This is a genomic window from Desulfovibrio intestinivivus (assembly GCF_053570665.1).
Genome location: NZ_JBRBQT010000001.1, coordinates 2,999,580 through 3,021,427 on the forward strand (window position 1 = coordinate 2,999,580; position 21,848 = coordinate 3,021,427).

Sequence of the window (21,848 nt, forward strand, 5' to 3'; positions counted from 1 at the left end):
TACTGATGGACTATAAAGGCGTTATCGTAGGCTTGGGCAATCCCGGCGCCAAATACGACCATACACGTCATAATTGCGGCTTTGATTTTGTGAGCTATCTTGTGGAACTTGCCGCCAGAGACGGCGAAGCAAGCCAACAAAACGGCGGCAAATTTTCTTGCGAATTGTGGCGCTTGCGCCTGCCAAAGCTTGGGGGCTTATGGCTTGCGGCCAAGCCGCAGACATTCATGAACCTGAGCGGCCAGTGCGTGCAGCCGCTGCTCGCATGGCACAAACTCAAGCCGCATGACCTTGTTGTTGTGCATGACGAACTGGACATCCCCGCCGGAGAGCTTCGATTCAAGCTTGGCGGGGGCAATGCCGGGCACAATGGGCTGAAATCCATCACAGAACTTTTGGGAACGCCAGATTTTTACCGCCTGCGCATGGGCATTGGCCGTCCCCCTCACAAGGGTGACGTGACCAACTGGGTACTGGGGCGACCTGAAGGCGAAGATGCAAAACACATTGAGAATTCGATGGAACTTGCCGCCGATACATTGTTTGCCTTTGCCGATAAAGGGCTCGACAGCGCTGTTCGTGCTGCGCGAAAGGCATCCTAAGCAGTGCCGTGCAGTGCTGCCTTTTGATAATGGCTTTCTGTAACCGCCGGTTTTGCAATCAATTTGCATCGGGCCAATGCTGTAAACCCTCTGCAACAGTATCTGCGCACTGCCTTGCGCGCCCGGTCAAATGCCTATTGCCTCAAATATGAGCAAAATACTTTTTCAACTGGACTCCTGCTCATTCTTGGACTAGGATATTTGAAGAGTCGGTTTCCGACTCTTCAATACTTCATTTAATTCGCGACTTCCAGCTATCGCTCCAGGTCTCGTTTATTTGCGCCTTTGGGGGCGTTTTGGTGGCATCATGTTCACTCCGGACGATCTCGTTGTATATCCTGCCCAAGGTGTGGGCCAAATAGAACGCATAGACAGCAAAACCGTTGGGGGGCTTGTCTGTGAGCTCTATATTGTGCGCATTCGGGCAAACAACGTCACGCTGATGGTTCCGGTAAACAATGCCGCGCATGTGGGCCTGCGCACCCTTACGCCCAAGGATGAAGCGGCCACGATTCTTGAATCGCTCCACAATGATTCGGGCAAGGTTGTGTATACGGGCCAGAACTGGAACCGCCGCTTCCGCGAATATTCCGAGCGGCTCAAAAGCCCGAGCCTTGCAATTGTGGCCGAAGTGCTGCGCGAGCTGCTGCTTATTGGCCGCAGCAAGGAACTTTCTTTTGGCGAACGGCGGCTTCAGGAGCAGGCCATGGGCCTTGTGACCGGCGAATTGTCAGAAGTTCTGGAAATCGCAGAAGACAAGGTGCGCAACGAACTGCTTGAAATCTATGCCCCCCCGCCAGCACCTGAAGGAACCGCCAGCTAGCCCGCTCACCCCCTGACCAAATTTTTTGTGAACAACGACGTATTTTTTCCTTGCCATTACAGAAAAGATGGGCTAATCGCATTTTCACACATCTTTTTTGTTCCCAATATCATCCGCCTACCACGCTACAATATGCAAATATTGTAAGCGTTACCCTGTGTCTTATCAAAATATCGGACTGTTATGCGCAAAAAGAAAGCTACTTCCACACTGTTGACCGACAGCGCCTTGAGCCTCACGGAGCTGAAGACGCGTAGCATGCAGGAACTCATGGAGCTGGCTGAGCAGTATGAAATTGAAAATGCCAGTTCCATGCGTAAGCAGGAGCTCATTTTCGCTCTGCTTTCCACCTGTGCTTCACAAAACGGCACCATTTACGGTGATGGCGTGCTTGAAATTCTGCCCGATGGCTTTGGCTTTTTGAGGTCGCCGCTGTGCAGCTACATGCCCGGCCCGGATGACATCTACGTGTCGCCCTCGCAGATCAGGCGGTTTTCCTTGCGCAAGGGCGATATAGTTTCCGGTCAGATCCGCCCCCCCAAGGAGGGCGAACGCTACTTTGCCCTGCTCAAGGTCACCGAGATCGGCTTTGAACCGCCGGAACACGCCAAGAACCTTGTTCTTTTTGACAACCTCACGCCCATCTATCCTGACCTCCAGCTCGTCATGGAAAACGGCGAGAAAAATCTTTCCAATCGCGTTATCGACATCATGGCGCCCATTGGCTGCGGACAGCGCGGCCTTATCGTGGCCCCGCCGCGCACGGGTAAAACAATCCTGCTGCAGGCGCTGGCCAATGCCATTAATGCCAATAACCCCGATGTGTACCTCATTGTGCTTTTGATTGACGAGCGCCCGGAAGAAGTTACCGACATGGAGCGCACAGTCAAAAAGGCCGAGGTTATCAGCTCCACCTTTGACGAACCGCCGCAGCGCCACGTGCAGGTGTGCGAGATGGTGCTTGAAAAAGCCAAGCGCCTTGTGGAACGCAAGCGCGACGTTGTCATCCTGCTCGACTCCATCACCCGCCTGGGGCGCGCGTATAACGCGGTTACCCCTTCTTCTGGCCGGGTGCTCTCCGGCGGTCTTGACGCCAACGCCCTGCAACGGCCCAAACGCTTTTTTGGCGCGGCCCGCAATATTGAAGAAGGCGGCAGCCTCACCATCATCGCTACGGCGCTTATCGACACGGGTTCCCGCATGGATGAAGTTATCTTTGAAGAATTCAAAGGTACCGGCAACATGGAAATCTACCTCGACCGCCACCTTTCGGAAAAACGCGTCTTCCCCGCCATCGACATCAACCGCACGGGCACTCGCAAGGAAGACCTGCTGTTGGCCGACGATGTACTCAACCGCGTATGGATTCTGCGCAAGATTCTTGCGCCCATGTCTTCCATCGACAGTATGGAATTTTTGCTGGACAAAATGCGCGCGACCAAATCCAACAAGGATTTCATGAACGCCATGGGCAAGTAAGCCCCCGGCAACCAACCAAGGCAAATTGCCGCTCTGCGGCGCGAGCATGGGGCCGTGCACCCGGTCGGCTCCAGGTTTCACCTTGACCTTGGGGTTAGCAAGGCTTATCTTTTAGGGTGTAATTTGCATTATTGCCCAACTCTCAACGGAGGCTCCCCGCATGTTCGGCGTAAGCATGCCTGAATTATTGCTCTTACTTGTTGTGGTTCTGCTTGTTTTCGGGTCGAACAAACTGCCGGAAATCGGCGGCGGGCTGGGTCGGGCAATCCGTAACTTTCGCCGCTCTTCAACAGAGCCGGATGAAATTGACATAACCCCCAAGGATAAAAAGCAGCCCACGTCTACTGACGATCCCAATCACAAGGCATAGAACCGCCCGTTGAAACATAAGGATTTGTCATGAAAACGGAACAGCTTTCAGTTTTTCTGGAAAACCGGGCCGGTCGTCTGGCCGAGGTTACGCATACTCTGGCAGAGGCTGGCATTAATATTCGCGCGCTCTCGCTGGCCGATACTTCTGATTTCGGCATTCTGCGCATGATTGTATGCGACCATGATAAAGCCAAGGTTGTTTTGAAGGAAAAGGGGTTCACCCTTGGCCGCACAAGCGTTGTGGCCGTGGAAGTTCCCGATGTCCCCGGCGGCCTTGATTCCGTCCTTCAGACGGTTTCCAAGAACGGCATCAACGTGGAATACATGTACGCCTTTGTGCAGCGCGAAGCTGAAAGCGCCGTCATGATCTTCCGCTTTGACAAGGTCGATCAGGCCATTGAAGTACTCAAGGCCCACGACTTTGTCATTATCCCGGCAGAGCGCCTTTGCGCTCGCTAGGGCGTTGACGCAAGCCACAGGATTTTCAAGCTGAAAGAGCCGCAGTAACCTGCGGCTCTTTTTGTCCAAGCTCTTGGCAAGATTTTACGCAAAATGGCTTGTGGTTTCCCACAAGCCATTTTTTGTTGCGTGTGAAGTGCCCCGTGGGCATCAATACCAGGCATTTTAGGCAGACCCTAGAACGACCAGGCAACTCCCAGCGAAACAAGGGACTGGTCGTATCTGTACAGCGGGCTTTCTGAATTGTTGTGGGTATACTGGTACGATGTTTCAACAGACCAGGCATCGGTAATATGCCACGTAAGGGCCGCGCCGGTGCGCCATTTCTGATCAAGCCTGTTGGACGTTTCAAGGGCAGTTGCCGGGCCGTTATACCAGTCGTTTTCAAAGGAAACAAAGGGGGCAAGCTCAAAGCCCTTGGGCAGTTTGAGTGAAAGCCGGGCGCTGGCTTCCCATCCGGAGTAGCAGTAATCGGCCCTCTCCGGCGTATTACCGCCCACATAGCTTAAGCCGACCATGATTTCATGGTTGCTCTCGCCAAAAAACCGCCGCACATACTGGCCCAGTGTCCAGTACGCGCCGTTGCGGTCGCCGTCCCGTGAGTATGCCCGCGAATCCAGAGTCCCGCGCGTAATGAGGTGCCATGACGGCGTGACCGCCCAAAGCCATGTAGCTTCCGGGCCGGATGCCGTGACATTCTGGTACCACTGGTAATCGAAAACTTCGCTCTTAAGACGCAGATCAAACATGGTTGTAGGCGTGAGATGGCGAAGGCCCACCGCCGCCCTGCCCCATTCTGTAGTGCGGCTGTGCACATCATCCAGCGAGGAATCTCCATTACCGCGCGCCATGCCCTGCGCATCGCCCACGATCCACCAGGGCGTATCCCGCTCGGCCTTCCAGCCCACATCAAGGTTTGCCCCAAGATACGCGCCAAAGGTGCCTTTGGCTTCAGAATCCGGCAGGCTGACGCGCCACGTACCCAAATCCATGGTTGTGCTTGAAGGGCCAAAGGTGGCGTTGGAGTCATACAGCAGGCCAGTGCGAAGTTTTCCGTGCACCTGCCAGTGATCGTAGCGTTTTTCAAGCGAATCTAGCAGTCGGTCATTATCAGCCTTGCTGATATTGGGATTCAGCGACCGCATGGTTGCCATGGCCCGTTCCGCGCTGTCGCGGTCTTCAAGCGCCATGTAGGCCTGCGCCAGTTCGCTGTAGAGTACAGGCTCCGAGGGGTATTTTTCCGTAAGGCGTTCATAGGCCATCACAGCCTGATTGTACCGCCCGCTGCGCATGGAACTGCGCGCCAGATTAAGGTTGATTTCATCATCGTCCGGCGCTTCACGCAGCAGGCGCATGTACATATCGTATGCGGAAGCATACTTGCCCTGTTGCATGAGGGCTGCGGCGTCCGCCTTGGCTGATCCCACCGCCGTGCGCAGAGCGGGTGAATCATCCGCGGCGATGGCGGCACTGACCAGCAAAAGCATGCACAGGGGCACAAGCGCGAACCGACAGCAGAGCTGCAGCAGGCGGAATGGATTACGTATCATTGCTGGCTCCACCTATCTTTGTTTGCCGGAAAATGAACCAGATTCCCTCAATTGGCCATCACTGTTATTAGTGATCTTGTAGCCGCCTGAAACAGACAGCCCTGATGCGTTGCGGGCGGCGGTGCCATTCATGGAACCGGAATAATCATCCGCCGTGAATCCGCTAACATTCAGGCTTGAGCCGCTGATGCTTCCCCTTCCGCCCGTCATTGCCATAGGCGTGTCCGAATTGCCAGACTGCATGACGCCGTTGCTTACGGCGCCGCTTGTCAGATTGACCAGAAAACTGAACGATCCTGTGTACACTTCATTGGTCAGCGAACCAGACACATTGGCGTTGCCCGTCTGCCGGAAGCCCTCGCCCAGTGCTTGCGATACAATGGGCGTCTGCGCCAGCGTTGTGGGCGTAATAGGATTCCCCACAGCGGGTGACGGTGGTGCCAGCTGCGCTGTTGCGCCAGAGGCTGGGCTGTTTGCCGCCACGCTGCCAGAGACCATGTTATGGTCTGCTGGTGTCATGGGGGTAGGCGCGCCCTGCGGCAGGGTGATTTTGAAACCTGTCTGCACCAGCACGCCGTTAACAAAAACCTGCTTGGTGGTGTTGGTTACAAATACGGTTGTGGTGCCGTTGCCCACCTGAACGGCAAAGATGGTGCCGCGGATACCTACGGTAGCATCTGGCGTAACAACTGAAAAACCGTCAGGATTTTTTTCCACAATCTTGCCCGTGATAAACCGGGCCACGCCCTGCCCCATTCTGGCCTTGAAGGCTGGATTCGCGCCCTCCGCAACCACAGTTTCAAGGCTCAGGGACGTGTTGGAACCAAGCGCCACGGTAGTGTCGTCGTCAAAAAGAATCTGCGCCCGGCCCGTGGCGTCCGTAGTCAGCGTATCCCGATCCCCGACCGGGCTTTTCATGTCCAGCGCCACGGCCTGTCCATCCCTTTGGGCTGTAACGCCAGCCTTGAAGGAAATAACTTGTCCCACATCCTTGGCCGTGCATACGCCCCCAGCCAGCAAAGTCAGGCACAGGGCCAAAGCCCCGCGCCCCAGCATTGAACGAATCATGGTTCCCCCCACAGCAACAGGATGTTTCTACTTACCTTCCATTGTCCAGATGCCGTCCCACTGGGCAGGCGGATTCTGCGCAAGCATAAGCGTGCGTTCATGATACAGACCAAACAGACGCACGGCGGGATAACTTTTGGTCAGCGCGGCAAAGCCAGCCGCAGCCTCGGCAAAATCCCCCTTTTCATACAGTGCGCGCGCCGCGCTCCATTGCGGCATGGCTGCCTGAAAAATTGCATCCCTACCCGGCCTCATGGGCCAGTAGATGCTGACAGGCTTCGTCTTGCCCTTCACGCGCAGCACGTCAAGATGAACAAAGGCAAAGGCATCCCCGCAGCCTTCCCTGGTATCCCCGCTCACCACCACAGGTGCGCCGTAACGTTTGCACAGGCCCTCAAGGCGCGAGGCAAGATTCACATTGTCGCCTATGAGGGTGTAGTTGATGAGATCGTCCGACCCCATGTTGCCCACATAGGCCTGCCCGGTGTGAATGCCCGCGCCCATCGCAAGGCGTATGCCAAAGCTCGCCTCAATTTCGCCGTTCAGCGCCTCAAGTTGCTCCTGCATGCTCAGTGCGGCATCCACCGCCAGCGCAGGATGGCCCGGCACGTCAAGGGGCGCGTTCCAGAAGGCCATGAGCGCATCACCGATAAACTTGTCCAGGGTGCCCTGCCGACTGCGCACAATGGCCGTCATGGGCGTAAAATAACGGTTCAGCAGTTGCACCACATCCTGTGGTGAAAGCGATTCAGAAAGGCTCGTAAAACCCCGAATATCCGTGAACAGAATGGAAAGCTCACGATTTTCGCCCGCCAGCAGATCGCCCTGCCGCTTGCTGATCCGCTTGACCACCTCCGGCGATACGTAGCGCGAAAACGCACGGCGCAAAACGATCTTCTGTTTTTCCTCCTGCCAGAAGCGCACGCTCAGCAGCAAGCCGCCGCACAGCAAAGTGGAGAGCAGACCATACAGGGGCGAGAGAAAGAGGCCGCCCATAAACAGCTGTCGTGAGGCCACAACCGTAGCGCCCATCAGCGCCAGGGATGACGGCACATATACGCGCGGCCCGGCAAAACCAAAGGCCAGCGTTGCCGCGCAGGTCACAAAGGCTATTATCAGCGCCTGCGCACCCGGCCCCCAGGATGGCGCCTGCACAAAATTGCCGCTGATCATGGCGTCTATGACCGCCGCATGTACCTCCACCCCCGGCATCACCCTGTCAAAGGGCGTTGCGCGGATGTCGGCCAGACCGGGTGCAGACGTGCCCACAAAAACAATGCAACCGTCAATATCCGCCCGCTTTGCGCTGCCATCCAGCACCTTGGCGGCGCTGACATACCGATAGGTATGCCGCCCCCCCTGAAAGGGAACCAGCATATAGCCTTCGCGCGAAACCGGAATCTTGAACTCCCCCGCCGCCACGCTGAAAAGCCCGTCCGGCCCGGTATACAGCCGCAGGGCATCAGTTCCCAGCGCGCGCATGAGGGCCTGCAAGGCCAGCGAGGGGTAAACAGCATCGCCAAGCCTGAGGAGCAGCGGAACCTGCCGCACAAGGCCATCCGCATCGGGCGATACATTCACAAAACCCACGGGGGCCTCTGCAAAAAACTGCGGCAGAGGCAAAACTGCGCCAAGGGCTGTCGGTAAATAGGCATCAAATGGGGGGGCATCCTTGCCGCCCCGCGCTATCATGGCCGGAGGCTGCGGCATGGGGCCGGAATACGGCTCGCCCGCATAGCGGGCAAACGCGCCAAGCACCACAGGCGCGGCGCGCACGGAAGCGGCGAACAGGGTATCAAAATCCCCCAGATATGAAGGCAGGCCCACAATTTCTAGCGTCACGCCCCTGTCGCGGTAAAGCCCCTCGCGCATGCTCGCGGGCGAGGTTCTGTCCGGCTCTGCAAACATGATATCCAGCCCGATGGAAGCAGCGCCATTCTGCGCCAGTCTGTCCACCAGGTCGGCCACCAGATACCGGGGCCAGGGCCACTGTCCGTAACGGGCCAGGGATTCCTCGTCTATATCGACAACAAGAGGTACCGGAGAAGGCTCGCTTTGCCGCCGCAGGGGCAGCAGCGCATCGTAAATTCTCAGATCAAGGCGTTGCAGCGCCACAGGCTGCACCACATACAGCGCCAGCATGGCAAGGCCGCCGCACAGCCCCACAAGGGCGGTGAAAAGCCACGGCTGCCGCAGCAGTCGTTTCAGGGCATCTGCAAAGTTCATGAAGCAATGTCACGGCTTGGCTGTTCCGGCTCCGCATCAGGAAAGCGCTCATAAATCTTGGCGACAACGTCCATGATTTCTTCAAGGCATTCCACAAGCTGCGGGTCGAAATGACTGCCTGCCTCCTCGCGCAGGAGTACAAGAGCCTTTTCGTGCGGCCATGCGGCCTTGTACGAACGGGGAGAAACCAGCGCGTCAAACACATCGGCAATGGCGGTTATGCGCGCCGCAAGGGGGATAGCCTCCCCTTCCAGCCTGCCCGCATCGCTGGGGCCTGCATAGCCCTTGCCATTCCATTTCTGGTGGTGATGGTGGGCTATCTCGCGGGCGAAGGACATGAACCCGCCGCTCTGTGCCTCTGCCTCCAGAATGCCCGCGCCAATAATCGTATGCGACCGCATGACGGCCATTTCTTCATCAGAGAGTTTGCCCGGCTTTTTCAGCAGCAGATCGCTCACGCCCACCTTGCCTATGTCGTGCAACATGGCAGCAAGACGTATCTGGCTTTTGACATGCAGGGTCACGTCCGGGTCAAGGCACAGGCGGTTGGCCCGCACCTGATACATTTCTGCGGCAATGGCACCCACCCGCTCGGCATGGGGGCCAGTTTCCAGCGGATCATGCACCGAGGCCAGCCGCACAAGCCGGTTGATGCTTGCCCGCACCAGATGGCTGCGCTCAAGGATATTGGCGATTTCGCGGGCCAGCACCCGTATGTGCCGCTCCATGTCGTGGGTGAACTTGCGGGGCTTGCCCGTGCGCGGATCAAGGCTGTTGATGAGCTGCATCACACCCGAGATGCGCCCCGCGTGGTCGTGAAAAGGCACCACAAGCATGGATTCCGTGTGGTATCCCGTGGCCTTGTCAAAATCATCGCGGAACGAAAACGGTAAATCCTTCGGCAAGGCGCGCACATTCACAATATTGAGCATTTCGCCCGTGCAGGCCGCATAGCCCGCAATGGAATGGGGATTGATGGGCAGGCGCGCCGAGGAATAGGCGAACTTTGAGGCAGTGTTTACAGAAAACAGACTGTCGTTGTGCGTATAGGCAAAGAGCAGGTCTTCCCCATCAACAAGAAAAATGGTTCCTGCATCAGCCCGCGTGATCTCGCGGGATTTGGCGAGTATGCGGTCGAGCAGCGTGTTCTCGTCCTGATACTGCGAAAGGTCGTCCAGAAATCTGTCGAGCCAGTCGCTGAACTGAACCAGACCACATTCCCCGCAGGCCTGTTGCCTGGGCATGGGCAGGCTGAACCGCATGCCCTCACGCGCAAAGCACAGGCGCTGCCCGCTCGTCTGGCAACTCTGCAAGGCCTCGCGCTGTAGCGCGTCTATCTGCGCGTCGGTCATATCCGGCGCATGGTGTGAAAGTACGATGCAGCCCGACCCGGCAGCATGGCCCAGATCGCGCCAGTCTTCCCAGCGGGAATGCCCCCAGCCTTCAATATAGCTGGCCTTGCTGTACATGCTGTCCACAACAGCCAGATCCGCGCCTTCAAGCAGTTCGCGCGCCGCCTGCTGCACTTCAGGGGCGCGGGTGATTTCATAATCGCCGGAGTACACAAAAACGGCGTTGTCGGCGCAAACCCTGTAGGCAAGCGCACCGCCGGGATGGTTGGCCGCTATGGCCGCAACCGCGACACCATCGGCGGGATGCACCTCGTCACCGGGTTCAAGGCTGTGCCGCACCACGTTTCCGGCAAAGTCGCTGAATGGTATGGGAAACATGCCGTGGGCAAAGTGATTGTCCAGCACGTCTTCAAGCCAGGCGGGAATATAGATGTGGGTTGTCCAGCGGGGGGAATGCAGGGGCGGAAAGAACCCCAGCCCCTGAATGTGATCCGTATGCCCGTGCGAAATAAAAAGATGGCAGGTGCCGCTTTCCGGCAGGTTTTCGCCTGCCTGCCGCAGACCAGTGCCTGCGTCAAAAAAAATCAGCGCCCCGTTGTCGGAGCGCAGTTCAACGCATGAGGTGTTGCCACCGTAAAACGACATGGCCGGAGCTGGCACGGCAATGCTGCCGCGCACGCCTCTGAGCACTACTTCCATGCGATCCTCCTGATGGATCAATACGGTGTTTTTATAGCGCTAACCCTATGTCTTTTGTGATTTTTTTCAAGCGGCAAAAACAGACATATCTGATATTCGGTAATATTATTAACCATGAATAGAGTAGGTTGGAAAAATATTTCTGAAAAATTTTTTTTTGCTTATGAAAGGCAATAAAAGCGTTATCCGGCCAATCAACAGACCGGATAACGCTTTTATTGTATGCTTTCCTAGAACACGCCGGTTACACGCCCGGTTGCCACATCCACATCTATGTTGCGGAAGGAGGGCCTGGAGCCAGTACCGGGCATAAGGCTGATGTCGCCCGCCACCGGAGCCACAAGGCCAGCGCCGCCAAAAAGCAGCACATCGCGCACATGCAGCCGCCAGGATGAAGGCACGCCCTTGCGCTTGGCGTCGTCCGAAAGCGAATACTGGGTTTTGACCATGCACACGCCAAGTTCGTCCGCATCAGGGCGTTCCTGGAGCGTCTTGAGCCGCTGGGCAGCCATGGGTTCAAAATCCACGCCGTCCGCGCCGTACACTTCGCGAGCGATGCAGACAATGCGCTCGGCAATGGGCAGCTTCCAGTCATAGAGCGGGCGGAAGTTCCGCTTGGGCGAATTGCAGGCGTCCATGACGGCATCTGCCAGTTCAAGCGCCCCCTCGCCGCCTTTTTCCCAGTGTTCCGAAACAGCCACGCTAGCCCCCGCCTTTTCGCAAATACGGCGGATAGCGGCGATTTCTGCGGGCTTGTCGGTATAAAACTTGTTGATGCACACTACAGAGGGCACACCGGAACGGCGCACAATGCCGATGTGGTGCAGCAGGTTGACGCAACCGGCTTCCACCAGGCCCACATCTTCCCGCAGATATTCTTCGGGCAGGGGCTGGCCGGGGCGGGGCTGCGGCGCGCCGCCGTGGTGCTTGAGCGCCCGCACTGTCGCCACAATCACTGCCGCGTCAGGCGCAAGGCCACTGTAACGGCACTTGAGGTTCCAGAATTTTTCGTAGCCCATTTCTGCGGCAAAACCGGATTCTGTCACATGGATGTCGCCAAGCTTCAGCCCCACCCTGTCGGCAATAACCGAACTCTGTCCCAAAGCGATGTTGCCGAAGGGGCCAGTGTGCACCAGCACGGGCTGGCCCTCGATGGTCTGGATAAGGTTGGGCTTGATGGCCTCCACCAGCCAGGCGGTCATGGCGCCGTCCACTTCAAGGTCGGCGGTGGTCACGGGCCTGCCGTTGCGGTCAAGGGCAAGCACCATGCGGCCCATGCGCTGCCGCAGATCGGCCAGATCCCGCGCCACGGAAAGAATGGACATGACCTCGGAAGCAACGGTGATGTCAAAGTGCGAGCGCATCATAAAACCGTCGTTGCGCCTGCCGTCGCCTTCCATACCGATAATCACGTTACGCAGGGCCTGAGCGCAGAAATCCATCACCCAGCCGGTGCTGACGCGCGTGGGGTCAATATCCAGACGGCGCATGCCCGAAAGCCGCTCAAGGGTGGCGTCGTCATAGTTGCGCTCGTGCTGCATGCGGGATGTGAGGGCCGTCATGGCAAGGTTGTGGGCCGCGCCCACGGCATGGATATCGCCCGTAAAGTTGAGGGAATACGGCGTGAGCGGGATGCACTGCGAAAGACCGCCGCCAGCGGCGGAACCCTTCATGCCCATGGTGGGGCCGCCCGAAGGCTGACGGATGGCGGCAGACGACCGCAAACCGCGCCGTGCAAGCCCCTGCACCAGACCGATGGTGGTGGTGGACTTGCCTTCGCCAAGGGGCGTGGGCGTGATGGCCGTAACGTCAACGTATTTGCCGTTGGGGCGGCTCTCAAGCCTTTGCAGCACTTCCTGCTGCTCAATCTTGCCCATGTATCGCCCGTATGGCAGCACTTCTGAAGGTTCCAGCCCCATCTCGGCGGTCAGGGCTTCAAAAGTTTTCATATTCTGTTCGGCATCCAGGGCTATCTGCCAGTCCGGGTGCTTGGTGGGATCAAGAGTCATGCTGTCTCCATACAACAAAGAATTGGCAAAATGGTAAGGGCCGCCAGCTGGGGCGTCAAGCCCGGGGCATCAGGCATCGTGGCGGCCTTGCGGCTGTAGACCGCATCATATATATACCACAACAATTCCGCCATGTTCATGGGCGGATTTGCCCACCGCAACAGGCAGGCTGGAAATTTCATCGGGCACATGGCAAAAAGCCGTAAGGCCCGCAACGGCGTGGCACCCTACCCGCCGCCAAAGCACAGGAGCAGCCATGCGATTCACCACCCAACAGGGCCGCCTGAGCATACATCTGCGCGTTTATCGCCAGGGGCGCGACCTGCAGGTGCTCTGCGGCGGCGGCGCGACCCATATCGGCGCTGTGGCTCTGGCCGCGCCTGCGCATGGCCAGGTAGAGGCCCAAAGCCATCTGGCGGGCCTGCCCGGCCACAAGGAAGACGCCCTCGCCCAGCGCATGGCCGAGCGCATGGCTCATGCCCTGAACTGCGCCGTGTGCGTCAGCGCGGGCATCCACTACGACAACATCACCCGCGAAGAAATCCGGCAGGTCGAGCAGATGGTTCACGACCTGACGGAACGTTGCATCTCCGCGCTGCAAAAGGATTCTCCATGCTCACGGTAAACGATCTTACGGAACTGGAAAACTACATCCGCAGCGGCGAGCTTGAAGCCGATTTCAAGGACGGCTGCGAAAACGACCGCTTCTACCTGCTGGAACTGCTGGAAAAGCTCATGGACGTTTCCGAACTGGCAGACGCCGCCGCCACACGGCTCATATTTAAAGGGCTGCCCGTTCCTCCGCCGCCCACAGAAAAATAACCGGCAAGATGGACTTTAGAAGCAGCCAGCCTGAGGCTAGGACGGCAGCCTTTATCCTTGCAGATGCGCTCCTGATTCCAATGCGCCTGCCACCACAGCGCAGAGCCGCGCCACATCCTCAGCCGGAGTAACATACGGCGGCATGAGGTAAACAAGACGATTAAATGGCCGCACCCAGATGCCGTGCCGCACAAAATATTCCTGTAATGCGGATGTATTGACGGGTTCGCACGTTTCCACAACGCCGATGCCGCCCAGTACGCGCACGTCAGCCACGCCTTGCAGCTCCGCACAGTGGGCAAGCCCGGAGCACAGCCCGCTTTCAAGATTTGCCACCTTCTGCCGCCAGTCTTCCTCTTGCAGCAGGTCAAGGCTGGCGCAGGCCACGGCACAGGCCAGCGCATTGGCCATAAAGGTGGGGCCGTGCATAAATACATTGCCCCCGGCGCAAATGCCCTGCGCCACGCTGGCGGTGCAGGCCGTGGCAGCCAGGGTGAGCACCCCGCCCGTGAGCGCCTTGCCGCAACACAGAATATCTGGTGAAACACCGGCCCATTCCGCAGCAAACATCTTGCCCGTGCGGCCAAAGCCCGTGGCGATTTCATCAAATATCAGCAGCGCGCCAGCCTCGCGGCATAGTTGCGCAAGGCCTCGCAGGTAGTCCGGGTGGTAAAACCACATGCCGCCCGCGCCCTGCACCACTGGTTCAAGAATCACCGCCGCGATCTCGTGCCCGCGCTCGGCAAAAACACGCCGGGCATCGTCAAGGCTCGCGGGGTCAAAGGGCTGGTCAAAGCGGCAACTTGGCCGCGCCATAAATATCTGTTGGGGCAGCATGGCCGTAAACAGGCTGTGCATGCCCGTAACCGGGTCGCACACCGACATGGCACCAAAGGTATCCCCATGATAACCGCCGCGCGGCGTTAGAAACTTTGTGCGCCCGGTCTGCCCCCTGCCCTGCTGGTATTGCAGGGCCATTTTCAGCGCCACCTCCACCGCCACCGAGCCGGAATCGGCAAAAAACACGCGCTCAAGCCCCGCAGGCATGAGGCGCAGCAGTTTTTCGGCCAGATTGACCGCCGGTTCGTGCGTCAGGCCGCCAAACATCACGTGGGGCATGCGCCCGGCCTGTGAATGCAGGGCCTCCATAAGGCGCGGATGATTGTATCCGTGCACGGCTGCCCACCAAGATGACATGCCGTCCACAAGTTCCCTGCCGTCAGCCAGCACAATACGGTTGGCTCTGGTGCGCGCCACAGTGCTGAGCAAGGGCGGCTGCATGGCCGAGGCATAGGGGTGCCAGATGGTCTGATGATCGCGGCGCACAATATCTGCACCACAGTCGCAAGCAGAATCCTGTGAGGCTTGCAGATGCCGCACCAGCGGCTCAAGCCCCTGAGCCAGGGTCTGCCATGCCGCCGCATCCAGTTGCGCCACACGCGGCAATTCCACAAGGGGAGCAGTCTGGCCATGTTGCGCAAGCCGCTCACGGAGCATGGTGGCGTTGTCGGCCAGCATGGCGTCCACATCCACGCCGGGGCAACCCGCTGCCGGATCGGCAGATGGGACAAGCACCACTCCGGCCAGTTGCAGGCCGTTATGACGCAATGCATCCAGCGAAAGCAGAATGTGGTTTAGCCCACCCAGATAATTGCCGCCCACAAGCAGCACGGGCAGACCCACCGAGGCCATGAGGTCGAGCATGTCTTCACGCTCGTTGAGCGGCACCCGCAAGCCGCCAGCGCCCTCAAGCAGCAGCATTTCAGCGGTGCTGGCGCGGCTGTGGCAAACAATGTCGTTGCGCAGCCCTGCGCAGGTCAGGCGCGCGCCTTCGCGGGCCGCGGCCAGATGGGGCGAAGCAGGCAGGCTGAAGCAATGCAGGGCCGTGGCAGGCAGCATGGCGGCGCTTTGCGGCATGCCCGCAACGGCAGCGGCATACACTCGGGCATCGGCCAGAGGGGCCGTATTGGCCCGATCCGGCGCAACGCCAGTCTGCACAGGTTTTACAGCCTGCGCCTTGACTCCGCCCAGCAGCAAGGCCCGCAGCAGGGCCGCCGTCACTACGGTCTTGCCCACATCTGTGCCGGAACCGGCTACAAAAAGGCCCCTTAGCGGTGGGTCAGTCTTTTCCTCAGCAGCTTGCATCACAGCGAACCTCAAGCCCTTGCGCGGCGATCATTTCAAGATCATGCGCAATGCTCTGCCCATGGGTTGTAAGATAATCACCCGTCATGAGGGCATTGGCCCCGGCGATGAAAATTTCATTCTGGCGGCTGCCCAGCACAAGAGGCCTGCCCCCGCAGATGCGCAAGGTCGCCTTGGGCAAAATGTGCCGGAACACGGCAATGAGCGTCAGCGCTTCATCAGCGGTGAGGGGCTTCTGCCCTGCCAAAGGTGTTTCCGGGTGCGGATGCAGAAAATTCATGGGCACATGGCTCACGCCCATCTTTTTGAGACTGAAGGCAAAGTCCACGCGGTCTTGCCAGCTCTCACCCAGGCCGAACAGGCCGCCGGTGCACACGCTCAGGCCCGCCTCACTGGCTCGCAGCACTGTGTCGCGCCGCTGCTCCCAGGTTTGCGTAGTGCACACGCTGGAGTAATAGCCCTGCGAGGTTTCCATATTATGGTGGAACCGGGTAAGCCCGGCCCCGGACAAAAGGGCAAAATCTTCAGCCGTTAGTTTGCCCAGCGAAACGCAGACGCGCGGGCGCACGGCATCCGGCAGGCCGGAAATTACAGTGCGCAGGCGCTGCAATTCGCTGCCGCTCAGGGCCGAACCGCTGGTAACAACGCCAATGCGGGCCACAGGCAGGGCTGCAAGACGCAGAATGCGCTCGCGCAGTTCATCGTCCGGCAAGAGAGGAAAAACCTCAATGGGGGTGTGATTGTGCCTGCTCTGGGAGCAAAAACGGCAGTCCATGGAGCAGTTGCCGCTTTTTGCATTAATGATGGCGCACAAAACAATACCGCGCCCAAAGGTCGCCTCGCGCAGCGCAGTGGCCCTGGCAAACAACTGTTCCTGCGGCAGGGACAAAAGCGCGAGGGCTTCGGCGGGCGTTGCAACCGCCTGTGATTGAGTCATGATATAACCCTGAAAGAGAACAATGGTGCAGAGCAAAAATCATTTGCTGACCGGAGCCACTCTGAATGACAGCCATGCCGTCATACAGACAGGCACCATGCCATTTTTTGGCCTAAAAAAAAAGCCCGCCTCAGGGGCGGGCTTTCAGACCGATGACAAAGCCCACCATTGCGGGTCTTATGCCGGGGATACTTGAACCTTGCGGCGCTTTTCCCACAGCTTCATGTCTTTCATCTTTTTGCGGCGTTCGCGCTGCAGGGCCTTACACACCAGAGGTGCGTCTTTCTTGAAGCCCCACTTTTCGCGGTATTCAGCCGAGGTCATGCCGTGGCTGGCCAGATGACGCTTGGTAAGGATCTTAAAGCTCTTTCCGCACTCAAGGCAGGTGACGGACTTTTCTTTGACCGACTTGCGTGCTTCAACGGCCATTTCGCCGCTGTCCAGTTCCACAGGCGTTTCGCCTTCAGCAACTGCTTTGATGCCCTGCGCCACTTTCTGTATAAAGGCGGCTATTTCTTCTTCGCTCATAACGCGAACGCCAGCTTGTGCTCTGGTAATTTCCAGCGCCTCTTTCAGATAATCGTCCATAACTACCCCTTTATTGTCTTCAATATACTCAATCTGACGCGCTGCGTACCCGCCTGATCGGCTCATTGACAGAACAGTCGGTCCCCCTCCCATCCTGATGGGGAGAACATACACAGCAGCTATTGTTTCGTCAATGTACTATACCCTATAATATAAAATTGTGTTGCAAATTTTACATAACCATTATTCCAGAATGTATTAACTTGTTGCAGTTACTTAGTGTCGGTGCAGGCGCAACAAACGTAAAAAACAGGGAGGCCGCTTGGAAAAACTTTCCCAAGCGGCCTCCCAGGCGGAATCCCGGTGTAATGTCAGATTACTGCAAGAACATGCTACTTTAAGACAAATGTGTCATACTTTGATGCAGTCCCCCAGAAGCGGTGATCCAGGTATTGCCCACGAATGTTCTTTGCATATCCTTCTGTAATTCCAGTCATATATTCAGATACAGAAGCAACGGCAAAGGCTGCGCTGGCGCGCTGCTCAAAGGCACGAAGCTGGTCAGTCTGGCTTTCTGTAAGGCTTTCCTGCCCGGCAAGATTTTCAGGCAGGAGTTCTCTGTATTCCAGTATGACCTTGGTGTCATTAAAATTGTATCTGGCGGCAAAACCGCGCGTCAGCCAGCGCATGGGCTTTGCTTCGTCCGTCAGCCCTGCAAGGGCTGAAAATGCATCCCTTTTGCTGTCCACAATATAGGTGCTGGCCGCAAAGCCGTCATTGTTGAAAATCTCCACCCCTTTATCAACGCTAAAGGGACGCTGGCCATCGCTGTCCCAGTACCAGCCGCGCGGCACCTCAGCCAGCCCCACAATGGCCAGGGGGCTTTGGGGATCGCCCTTGCCGTAAGCAGCAACCCACGCGTGCAGCGGCAAGCCGCCGATAACGCCTGCACCATCAAGGCTGACGCTTGTTTCGCCGCCGGTAAGCAGGGGCATGTTCACGGCCTTGATGCTGATGGCCGGGCGGGCTGTGGAAACATAGGCCGTGTTCTGCATTCCCCTTTGCAATGCGCCGGTGCATCCGGCCATCAAGGCAAGCAGGCCGAGTGTAACGCAAAGAAGCACTCTGTTCATATGCCCTCCAAGGCTGACGGCGCACATCACGTCCTGCATCATCGTATGAATCTTGCGGGACGTTCCATCGCACTTATCCATTAAAATTGCATCAGGCAGCTAATTCCACCCCACGGCAGAACTGCTGTTGCGTCTGGTTATATTCCAAGGAGTGAACGCATGCAATGCGCCCTCACATGCCAGATCGGCATATGGGAGGGGTTCGGCGCTCTGATGCAAGATGCGCCGGAGACACCAGCAACCAGCCTGGACGACAAGCAAGGGCGACAGGCCCAAAGGATAAAAACCGGGGAAGCTAGGGAGCGGCAGGCTTGGCCGCAGGCGCAGCCTGACTGCCCGCCCCGCCGGGCAGGTAGTTTTGCAGGTCGCGCGAAACCTCAAAGGTGTGCAGTTCCGCTGTGGCTGCCTTGGCAAAAGGCGAATCGGCATAGTTGCGCACAATATCCTCAAGCAAAGCCTGAGCCCGCGTGGCATCGCCCAGCTTGCGATACAGCCGGGCCTCGCGGAATCGCAAGCCAGGATATTCCGGCGACTCCTTGGGCACAAAGGCATTGTAACGCGCAAGCCATTCCAGGGCTTCCGGCACACGGTTGCCTACTTCGCAGATATCCATGAGTGAAAGTATGGCATCCTTGATGCGCTGCGGGTCGGCCTTGTCGGAACGTTCGTTCTGCAACTGGGTAAAGAGATCAATCACCTTGCGGTTCAGCGTGTAGGAATTGCGAATATCCTTGCGCTGTTCGGCATCACGGGCAAGAAAGTACGTGGCGTAGGCCCGCTGATAGAGCGGGATATCCTGCCGCTCGGCAAGCTTTTGCCACATGGCGAGAGCAGCCCCGGCCAGATTGAGATTCTGGGCCGAGAGCGCCATGGCGTAATCAAGCTGGTTGCGCAACTGGGGGTTCAAAGGCCAGGTGGCCACCAGTTTGCCAAGATCAAGAATCTTTGCCCAGGCACCGACCTGAAGATACCGGTTGAAAAATTCCGTAAAGGTAGCTTCCCCATACTGGGGGTCCATGGGCGACTTCAAAAACTCCGCAAGCATGCCAAGGGCTTGTTCAGTATCGCCCCGTTCAAGCAAGCCCTGCGCCAAGGCATAACGCATACGCGGATCTATCGCCCCGTAGCGTTCGCGCACCAGGGGAAAGCCATTCCATAAAATGAGAATGCGTCCATAGTTTTTTTCAGCCATGGAATTGGCAAGCTCTTTTTGAAAAGCAAGCCAGATAATATCGCGAGCCTGCGCCACGTTGGCGTTCTCGGGATAACCATCAATAAAATCTGCGGCCTTGCCCATGGCCTCGGTATAACGCTTGCTCCAATAGAGCCACATGGCCTCCTTGAGCCGCGCAAGCACAGACTCCGGCGCAGTGCGCGAGGCCGCCGCAAGGCTGGCGTAAACCTTGGGCAGGTTGCCACTGGCGGCCCTAGCAAAAACCTGTGTCATGGCCTCATAATTGATGGGCGAATCGTAAATGCCGCCCTCGGCCAACCGCAGATTTGCCATATTTGCCGCATGGGTTCCCGCAAAATGCCGCGTCAGGTAGGAATACAGAAACTCGGCCCCGCTCTTGTTGCCAAGGCGGGTATACATGTCGCCCATTTTAAGGAGCAGGTCGTCGTTGCCCTTCTGCCCGGGCACAAGGTTATAATACAGCCAGTACAGGGTCAGGGCCGCAACGGGTTTGTCCAGAGCCTCATCATTGGCGCCCTGCAAAAACAGGAATGTGGGGTCTTCAATATAATAGCGGGGCCAGCGCTTGCTTATAAAGTCGAGAATAACCTGCGCATTGGTGTACTTGCGCTGGTTGTTCAGCGCCTGGGCAAGCCCCACGGACGCCTCCTGCAAAAAGGAGGATTCAGGGTACTTGTCGAGCACAATGGCAAAGGCCTGCTCCGCCTGGGCATCCATGTGCCGCTTGAGCTGCGCCTTGCCCAAGGCCGTAAAGCCCTGCGCCACGCCGGGATAATCCGGATAGCGCCGATACATGGCCACAATGTAGCCCCCGGCATCTACCAGATTGCCCACGTTGACGTTAACGAGCCCCAGGCGCAGGAGGGCCTCCGGCACACGGGAAGAACGCAAGTCAAAATTCATGGCCTCGCTGGTGGCAGAAACAATAGGCTCAAAGCCAGCCAGCGGATTATCGGCATATCTGGCCCATACGCAGTCGCTGATGTAATACAGCGTTTTGAGACGCATATCGGCGCTGATGGTGGGCATTTCCTTCAGTTTTTCCAACTGCGGCAAAGCCTCAACGAACTTGCGCTCCTTGATGAGACGCTCCGCCTCTTCCATCATTTTTTCCGGGTCAGCAGGCTTGGCAACAGGATTGCCCTGTTCGTCCACATAAACCACGGGCCGAGGTTCTTCCTTGGGAGCAGCTGCCCCGTGACCGCCTTTTTCTTCGGCATGCGGCAGCCCCACCACATTGTCCGAAACCTTGCCGGATACGTTACCGCCCGCGCCGTTCGGCTTTACCTGACCGGCCTGGGAAGCAGGCGCAGAAGCTGCGGCTGGCGCGGGCTGCTGAGCCGGTGCTGTTTTTGCCTGCGGCGCAGGCTGCGGCGCTGCTTGGAGTGCAGGTTGCGGTATGGCCTTGGGCACAACCTGCTGGACAGGCTGCGGAGCGGGCTGAGCTTGCGGCTGCGCAACGGGTGGTGTCGCGGGCGGTACTGTACGCTGGACCTCATTTTGCGGGGCAGGCGCAGGCTGAGCCGCTGGTCTTGTTACGGGCTGGGTTGCAGGCTGAGTTACTGGCTGGCTTGCAGGCGCAGCCGAAGCCGCTGGTGCTGCCGCTGTGGCCGGAGCCGCAGCAGGAACATTACTGGGGATTGATGTAGAAAGCCCCTTACTGTCCGGCCAGTTTTCCGGCCCGCCGGGGTTCACCCGGCTCATGAGGCTCTGGGCGTCCAGCGTCACGGCGAGGCTGCCCGCACCGCCTGCGGCTTGCGGCACTTCGGCGGCTTCCGCAGTTTTGGTCGCGCCAAGGGCGGAGAATTTCTGGCTCAAATCCGCCAGCTTTGCCTTGCCCGCGTCAAACAGATCCGTAGTAAACAGGCCAGCGATGGGCAAGGCCTTTACACCCTGCTGCACATCGGCCAGCAGCATTTGGGTCTTTTGCAAAAAACCCACTGCGGCATCAGCGGGCAGATTAACGGCAAAAGAAGCGCCCTGCCCTTCTGAATCAGCAGGCGCGTTGCCCACAGGCACGCCCGCCGCATCCAGACGAGAGGAATTTTCCCCTTTCTGGGTTCCGGCGGCAAAAATTTCTATATCCAGTTCAGAAGGAGAAGACCGGCGCATGACGTGGTTCACGGCCTTGGGAGAAAGCGTAATGCGCAACTGGCCGTTGGAAAGCCCGATACTGTCGAGCAACGCCCCCGCAGAAGGTGCTGCGCCGCTGCGTTCAAGCGTTGCGGAAGGATCGTCAAGATAGAGAAGCAAGGTATTGCCGGTGCGCAGAAGCCTGTGCACCTGACCAGGGCTGTCGAGCGTGAGGCGCAACCTTTCCCCGGCTGGCTGTGAACTTTTTGACTGTTGCCCGGCAGCCGTGGCTGCGGCAGTATCTGCAATGGGGGCCCAGTTCCAGCTCATGCCGTGCGAAGGTTGCGCGGGCAGCAAAAGGCTCGCAATCAGCAGC

General features: G+C 58.1%; 17 protein-coding genes. 7 read left to right on the forward strand and 10 right to left on the reverse strand.

Annotation, left to right across the window (positions count from 1 at the left end):
* The first annotated feature begins 5 nt into the window (after positions 1-5).
* The 5 genes from pth to ACUZ9P_RS12815 all read left to right on the forward strand — a co-directional run bounded on the left by pth (position 6) and on the right by ACUZ9P_RS12815 (position 3,735).
* Positions 6-602 carry an aminoacyl-tRNA hydrolase gene (pth, locus tag ACUZ9P_RS12795; protein WP_298994363.1) on the forward strand — a complete coding sequence of 199 codons (597 nt, stop codon included), beginning with the start codon at positions 6-8 and terminating at the stop codon, positions 600-602.
* 307 nt (positions 603-909) lie between these two features.
* On the forward strand, positions 910-1,425 hold the full coding sequence (locus tag ACUZ9P_RS12800; RefSeq protein ID WP_449249997.1) for a CarD family transcriptional regulator: 516 nt from the start codon (positions 910-912) through the stop codon (positions 1,423-1,425).
* A gap of 183 nt (positions 1,426-1,608) precedes the next feature.
* Entirely contained in the window at positions 1,609-2,904 is a 1,296-nt protein-coding gene (gene rho, locus ACUZ9P_RS12805; RefSeq protein WP_298994368.1) for a transcription termination factor Rho, read from the forward strand.
* Between the two features lie 160 nt (positions 2,905-3,064).
* Complete coding sequence (locus ACUZ9P_RS12810) at positions 3,065-3,274, forward strand: twin-arginine translocase TatA/TatE family subunit (RefSeq protein WP_022659359.1); 210 nt, start codon at positions 3,065-3,067, stop codon at positions 3,272-3,274.
* 29 nt (positions 3,275-3,303) lie between these two features.
* The gene (locus ACUZ9P_RS12815; RefSeq protein WP_240824457.1) at positions 3,304-3,735 is read left to right on the forward strand and encodes an ACT domain-containing protein; all 432 of its coding nucleotides are present in this window, start codon (positions 3,304-3,306) and stop codon (positions 3,733-3,735) included.
* A 176-nt stretch (positions 3,736-3,911) separates the two neighbouring features.
* Here ACUZ9P_RS12815 and ACUZ9P_RS12820 read toward each other — a convergent pair whose 3' ends face one another.
* The 5 genes from ACUZ9P_RS12820 to ACUZ9P_RS12840 form a co-directional block, all read right to left on the reverse strand.
* Positions 3,912-5,285 carry a surface lipoprotein assembly modifier gene (locus tag ACUZ9P_RS12820; protein ID WP_449249999.1) on the reverse strand — a complete coding sequence of 458 codons (1,374 nt, stop codon included), beginning with the start codon at positions 5,283-5,285 and terminating at the stop codon, positions 3,912-3,914.
* Between the two features lie 12 nt (positions 5,286-5,297).
* The gene (locus ACUZ9P_RS12825; RefSeq protein ID WP_449250000.1) at positions 5,298-6,353 is read right to left on the reverse strand and encodes a FecR family protein; all 1,056 of its coding nucleotides are present in this window, start codon (positions 6,351-6,353) and stop codon (positions 5,298-5,300) included.
* A gap of 27 nt (positions 6,354-6,380) precedes the next feature.
* Entirely contained in the window at positions 6,381-8,579 is a 2,199-nt protein-coding gene (locus ACUZ9P_RS12830; protein WP_449250001.1) for a CHASE2 domain-containing protein, read from the reverse strand.
* Positions 8,576-10,630, reverse strand: a complete 2,055-nt coding sequence (locus ACUZ9P_RS12835; protein ID WP_449250002.1) for an HD domain-containing phosphohydrolase — start codon at positions 10,628-10,630, stop codon at positions 8,576-8,578. Before ACUZ9P_RS12835 ends, ACUZ9P_RS12830 begins: the two co-directional genes overlap by 4 nt.
* Positions 10,631-10,860: 230 nt before the next feature.
* Positions 10,861-12,639, reverse strand: a complete 1,779-nt coding sequence (locus ACUZ9P_RS12840; RefSeq protein ID WP_298994385.1) for a formate--tetrahydrofolate ligase — start codon at positions 12,637-12,639, stop codon at positions 10,861-10,863.
* A 256-nt stretch (positions 12,640-12,895) separates the two neighbouring features.
* Here ACUZ9P_RS12840 and lpdD point away from each other — a divergent pair, with 256 nt between their 5' ends.
* Both lpdD and ACUZ9P_RS12850 read left to right on the forward strand, forming a co-directional pair.
* A complete protein-coding gene (gene lpdD / locus ACUZ9P_RS12845; RefSeq protein WP_449250003.1) occupies positions 12,896-13,264 on the forward strand; it encodes a prenylated flavin chaperone LpdD in 369 nt (122 codons plus the stop codon).
* Positions 13,252-13,461, forward strand: coding sequence for a hypothetical protein (locus tag ACUZ9P_RS12850; RefSeq protein WP_192111918.1), 210 nt, complete (start codon positions 13,252-13,254; stop codon positions 13,459-13,461). The genes lpdD and ACUZ9P_RS12850 overlap by 13 nt, the downstream gene beginning before the upstream one ends.
* A 51-nt stretch (positions 13,462-13,512) precedes the next feature.
* Here the strand turns inward: ACUZ9P_RS12850 and bioA are convergent, their stop codons facing one another.
* The 5 genes from bioA to ACUZ9P_RS12875 form a co-directional block, all read right to left on the reverse strand.
* A complete protein-coding gene (bioA, locus tag ACUZ9P_RS12855) occupies positions 13,513-15,606 on the reverse strand; it encodes an adenosylmethionine--8-amino-7-oxononanoate transaminase (protein ID WP_449250259.1) in 2,094 nt (697 codons plus the stop codon).
* Positions 15,593-16,543, reverse strand: a complete 951-nt coding sequence (gene bioB, locus ACUZ9P_RS12860) for a biotin synthase BioB (RefSeq protein WP_449250004.1) — start codon at positions 16,541-16,543, stop codon at positions 15,593-15,595. The genes bioA and bioB overlap by 14 nt, the downstream gene beginning before the upstream one ends.
* 177 nt (positions 16,544-16,720) lie before the next feature.
* Entirely contained in the window at positions 16,721-17,131 is a 411-nt protein-coding gene (locus tag ACUZ9P_RS12865; protein ID WP_298994394.1) for a MucR family transcriptional regulator, read from the reverse strand.
* A 332-nt stretch (positions 17,132-17,463) separates the two neighbouring features.
* Positions 17,464-18,204, reverse strand: coding sequence for a DUF4851 domain-containing protein (locus ACUZ9P_RS12870; protein ID WP_449250005.1), 741 nt, complete (start codon positions 18,202-18,204; stop codon positions 17,464-17,466).
* A gap of 295 nt (positions 18,205-18,499) precedes the next feature.
* Entirely contained in the window at positions 18,500-21,802 is a 3,303-nt protein-coding gene (locus ACUZ9P_RS12875; protein WP_449250006.1) for a tetratricopeptide repeat protein, read from the reverse strand.
* Between the last annotated feature and the right edge of the window lie 46 nt (positions 21,803-21,848).

Excerpts from the sequence above, each read along its gene's own strand:
- ACUZ9P_RS12875 (WP_449250006.1), bottom strand. The coding sequence starts at position 21,802 with ATGAGCTGGAACTGGGCCCCCATTGCAGATACTGCCGCAGCCACGGCT.
- pth (WP_298994363.1), top strand. The coding sequence starts at position 6 with ATGGACTATAAAGGCGTTATCGTAGGCTTGGGCAATCCCGGCGCCAAA.
- ACUZ9P_RS12830 (WP_449250001.1), bottom strand. The coding sequence starts at position 8,579 with ATGAACTTTGCAGATGCCCTGAAACGACTGCTGCGGCAGCCGTGGCTT.
- bioA (WP_449250259.1), bottom strand. The coding sequence starts at position 15,606 with ATGCAAGCTGCTGAGGAAAAGACTGACCCACCGCTAAGGGGCCTTTTT.
- ACUZ9P_RS12850 (WP_192111918.1), top strand. The coding sequence starts at position 13,252 with ATGCTCACGGTAAACGATCTTACGGAACTGGAAAACTACATCCGCAGC.
- rho (WP_298994368.1), top strand. The coding sequence starts at position 1,609 with ATGCGCAAAAAGAAAGCTACTTCCACACTGTTGACCGACAGCGCCTTG.
- ACUZ9P_RS12820 (WP_449249999.1), bottom strand. The coding sequence starts at position 5,285 with ATGATACGTAATCCATTCCGCCTGCTGCAGCTCTGCTGTCGGTTCGCG.
- ACUZ9P_RS12800 (WP_449249997.1), top strand. The coding sequence starts at position 910 with ATGTTCACTCCGGACGATCTCGTTGTATATCCTGCCCAAGGTGTGGGC.
- ACUZ9P_RS12865 (WP_298994394.1), bottom strand. The coding sequence starts at position 17,131 with ATGGACGATTATCTGAAAGAGGCGCTGGAAATTACCAGAGCACAAGCT.
- ACUZ9P_RS12835 (WP_449250002.1), bottom strand. The coding sequence starts at position 10,630 with ATGGAAGTAGTGCTCAGAGGCGTGCGCGGCAGCATTGCCGTGCCAGCT.
- ACUZ9P_RS12840 (WP_298994385.1), bottom strand. The coding sequence starts at position 12,639 with ATGACTCTTGATCCCACCAAGCACCCGGACTGGCAGATAGCCCTGGAT.
- lpdD (WP_449250003.1), top strand. The coding sequence starts at position 12,896 with ATGCGATTCACCACCCAACAGGGCCGCCTGAGCATACATCTGCGCGTT.
- ACUZ9P_RS12810 (WP_022659359.1), top strand. The coding sequence starts at position 3,065 with ATGTTCGGCGTAAGCATGCCTGAATTATTGCTCTTACTTGTTGTGGTT.
- ACUZ9P_RS12870 (WP_449250005.1), bottom strand. The coding sequence starts at position 18,204 with ATGAACAGAGTGCTTCTTTGCGTTACACTCGGCCTGCTTGCCTTGATG.
- ACUZ9P_RS12825 (WP_449250000.1), bottom strand. The coding sequence starts at position 6,353 with ATGATTCGTTCAATGCTGGGGCGCGGGGCTTTGGCCCTGTGCCTGACT.
- bioB (WP_449250004.1), bottom strand. The coding sequence starts at position 16,543 with ATGACTCAATCACAGGCGGTTGCAACGCCCGCCGAAGCCCTCGCGCTT.
- ACUZ9P_RS12815 (WP_240824457.1), top strand. The coding sequence starts at position 3,304 with ATGAAAACGGAACAGCTTTCAGTTTTTCTGGAAAACCGGGCCGGTCGT.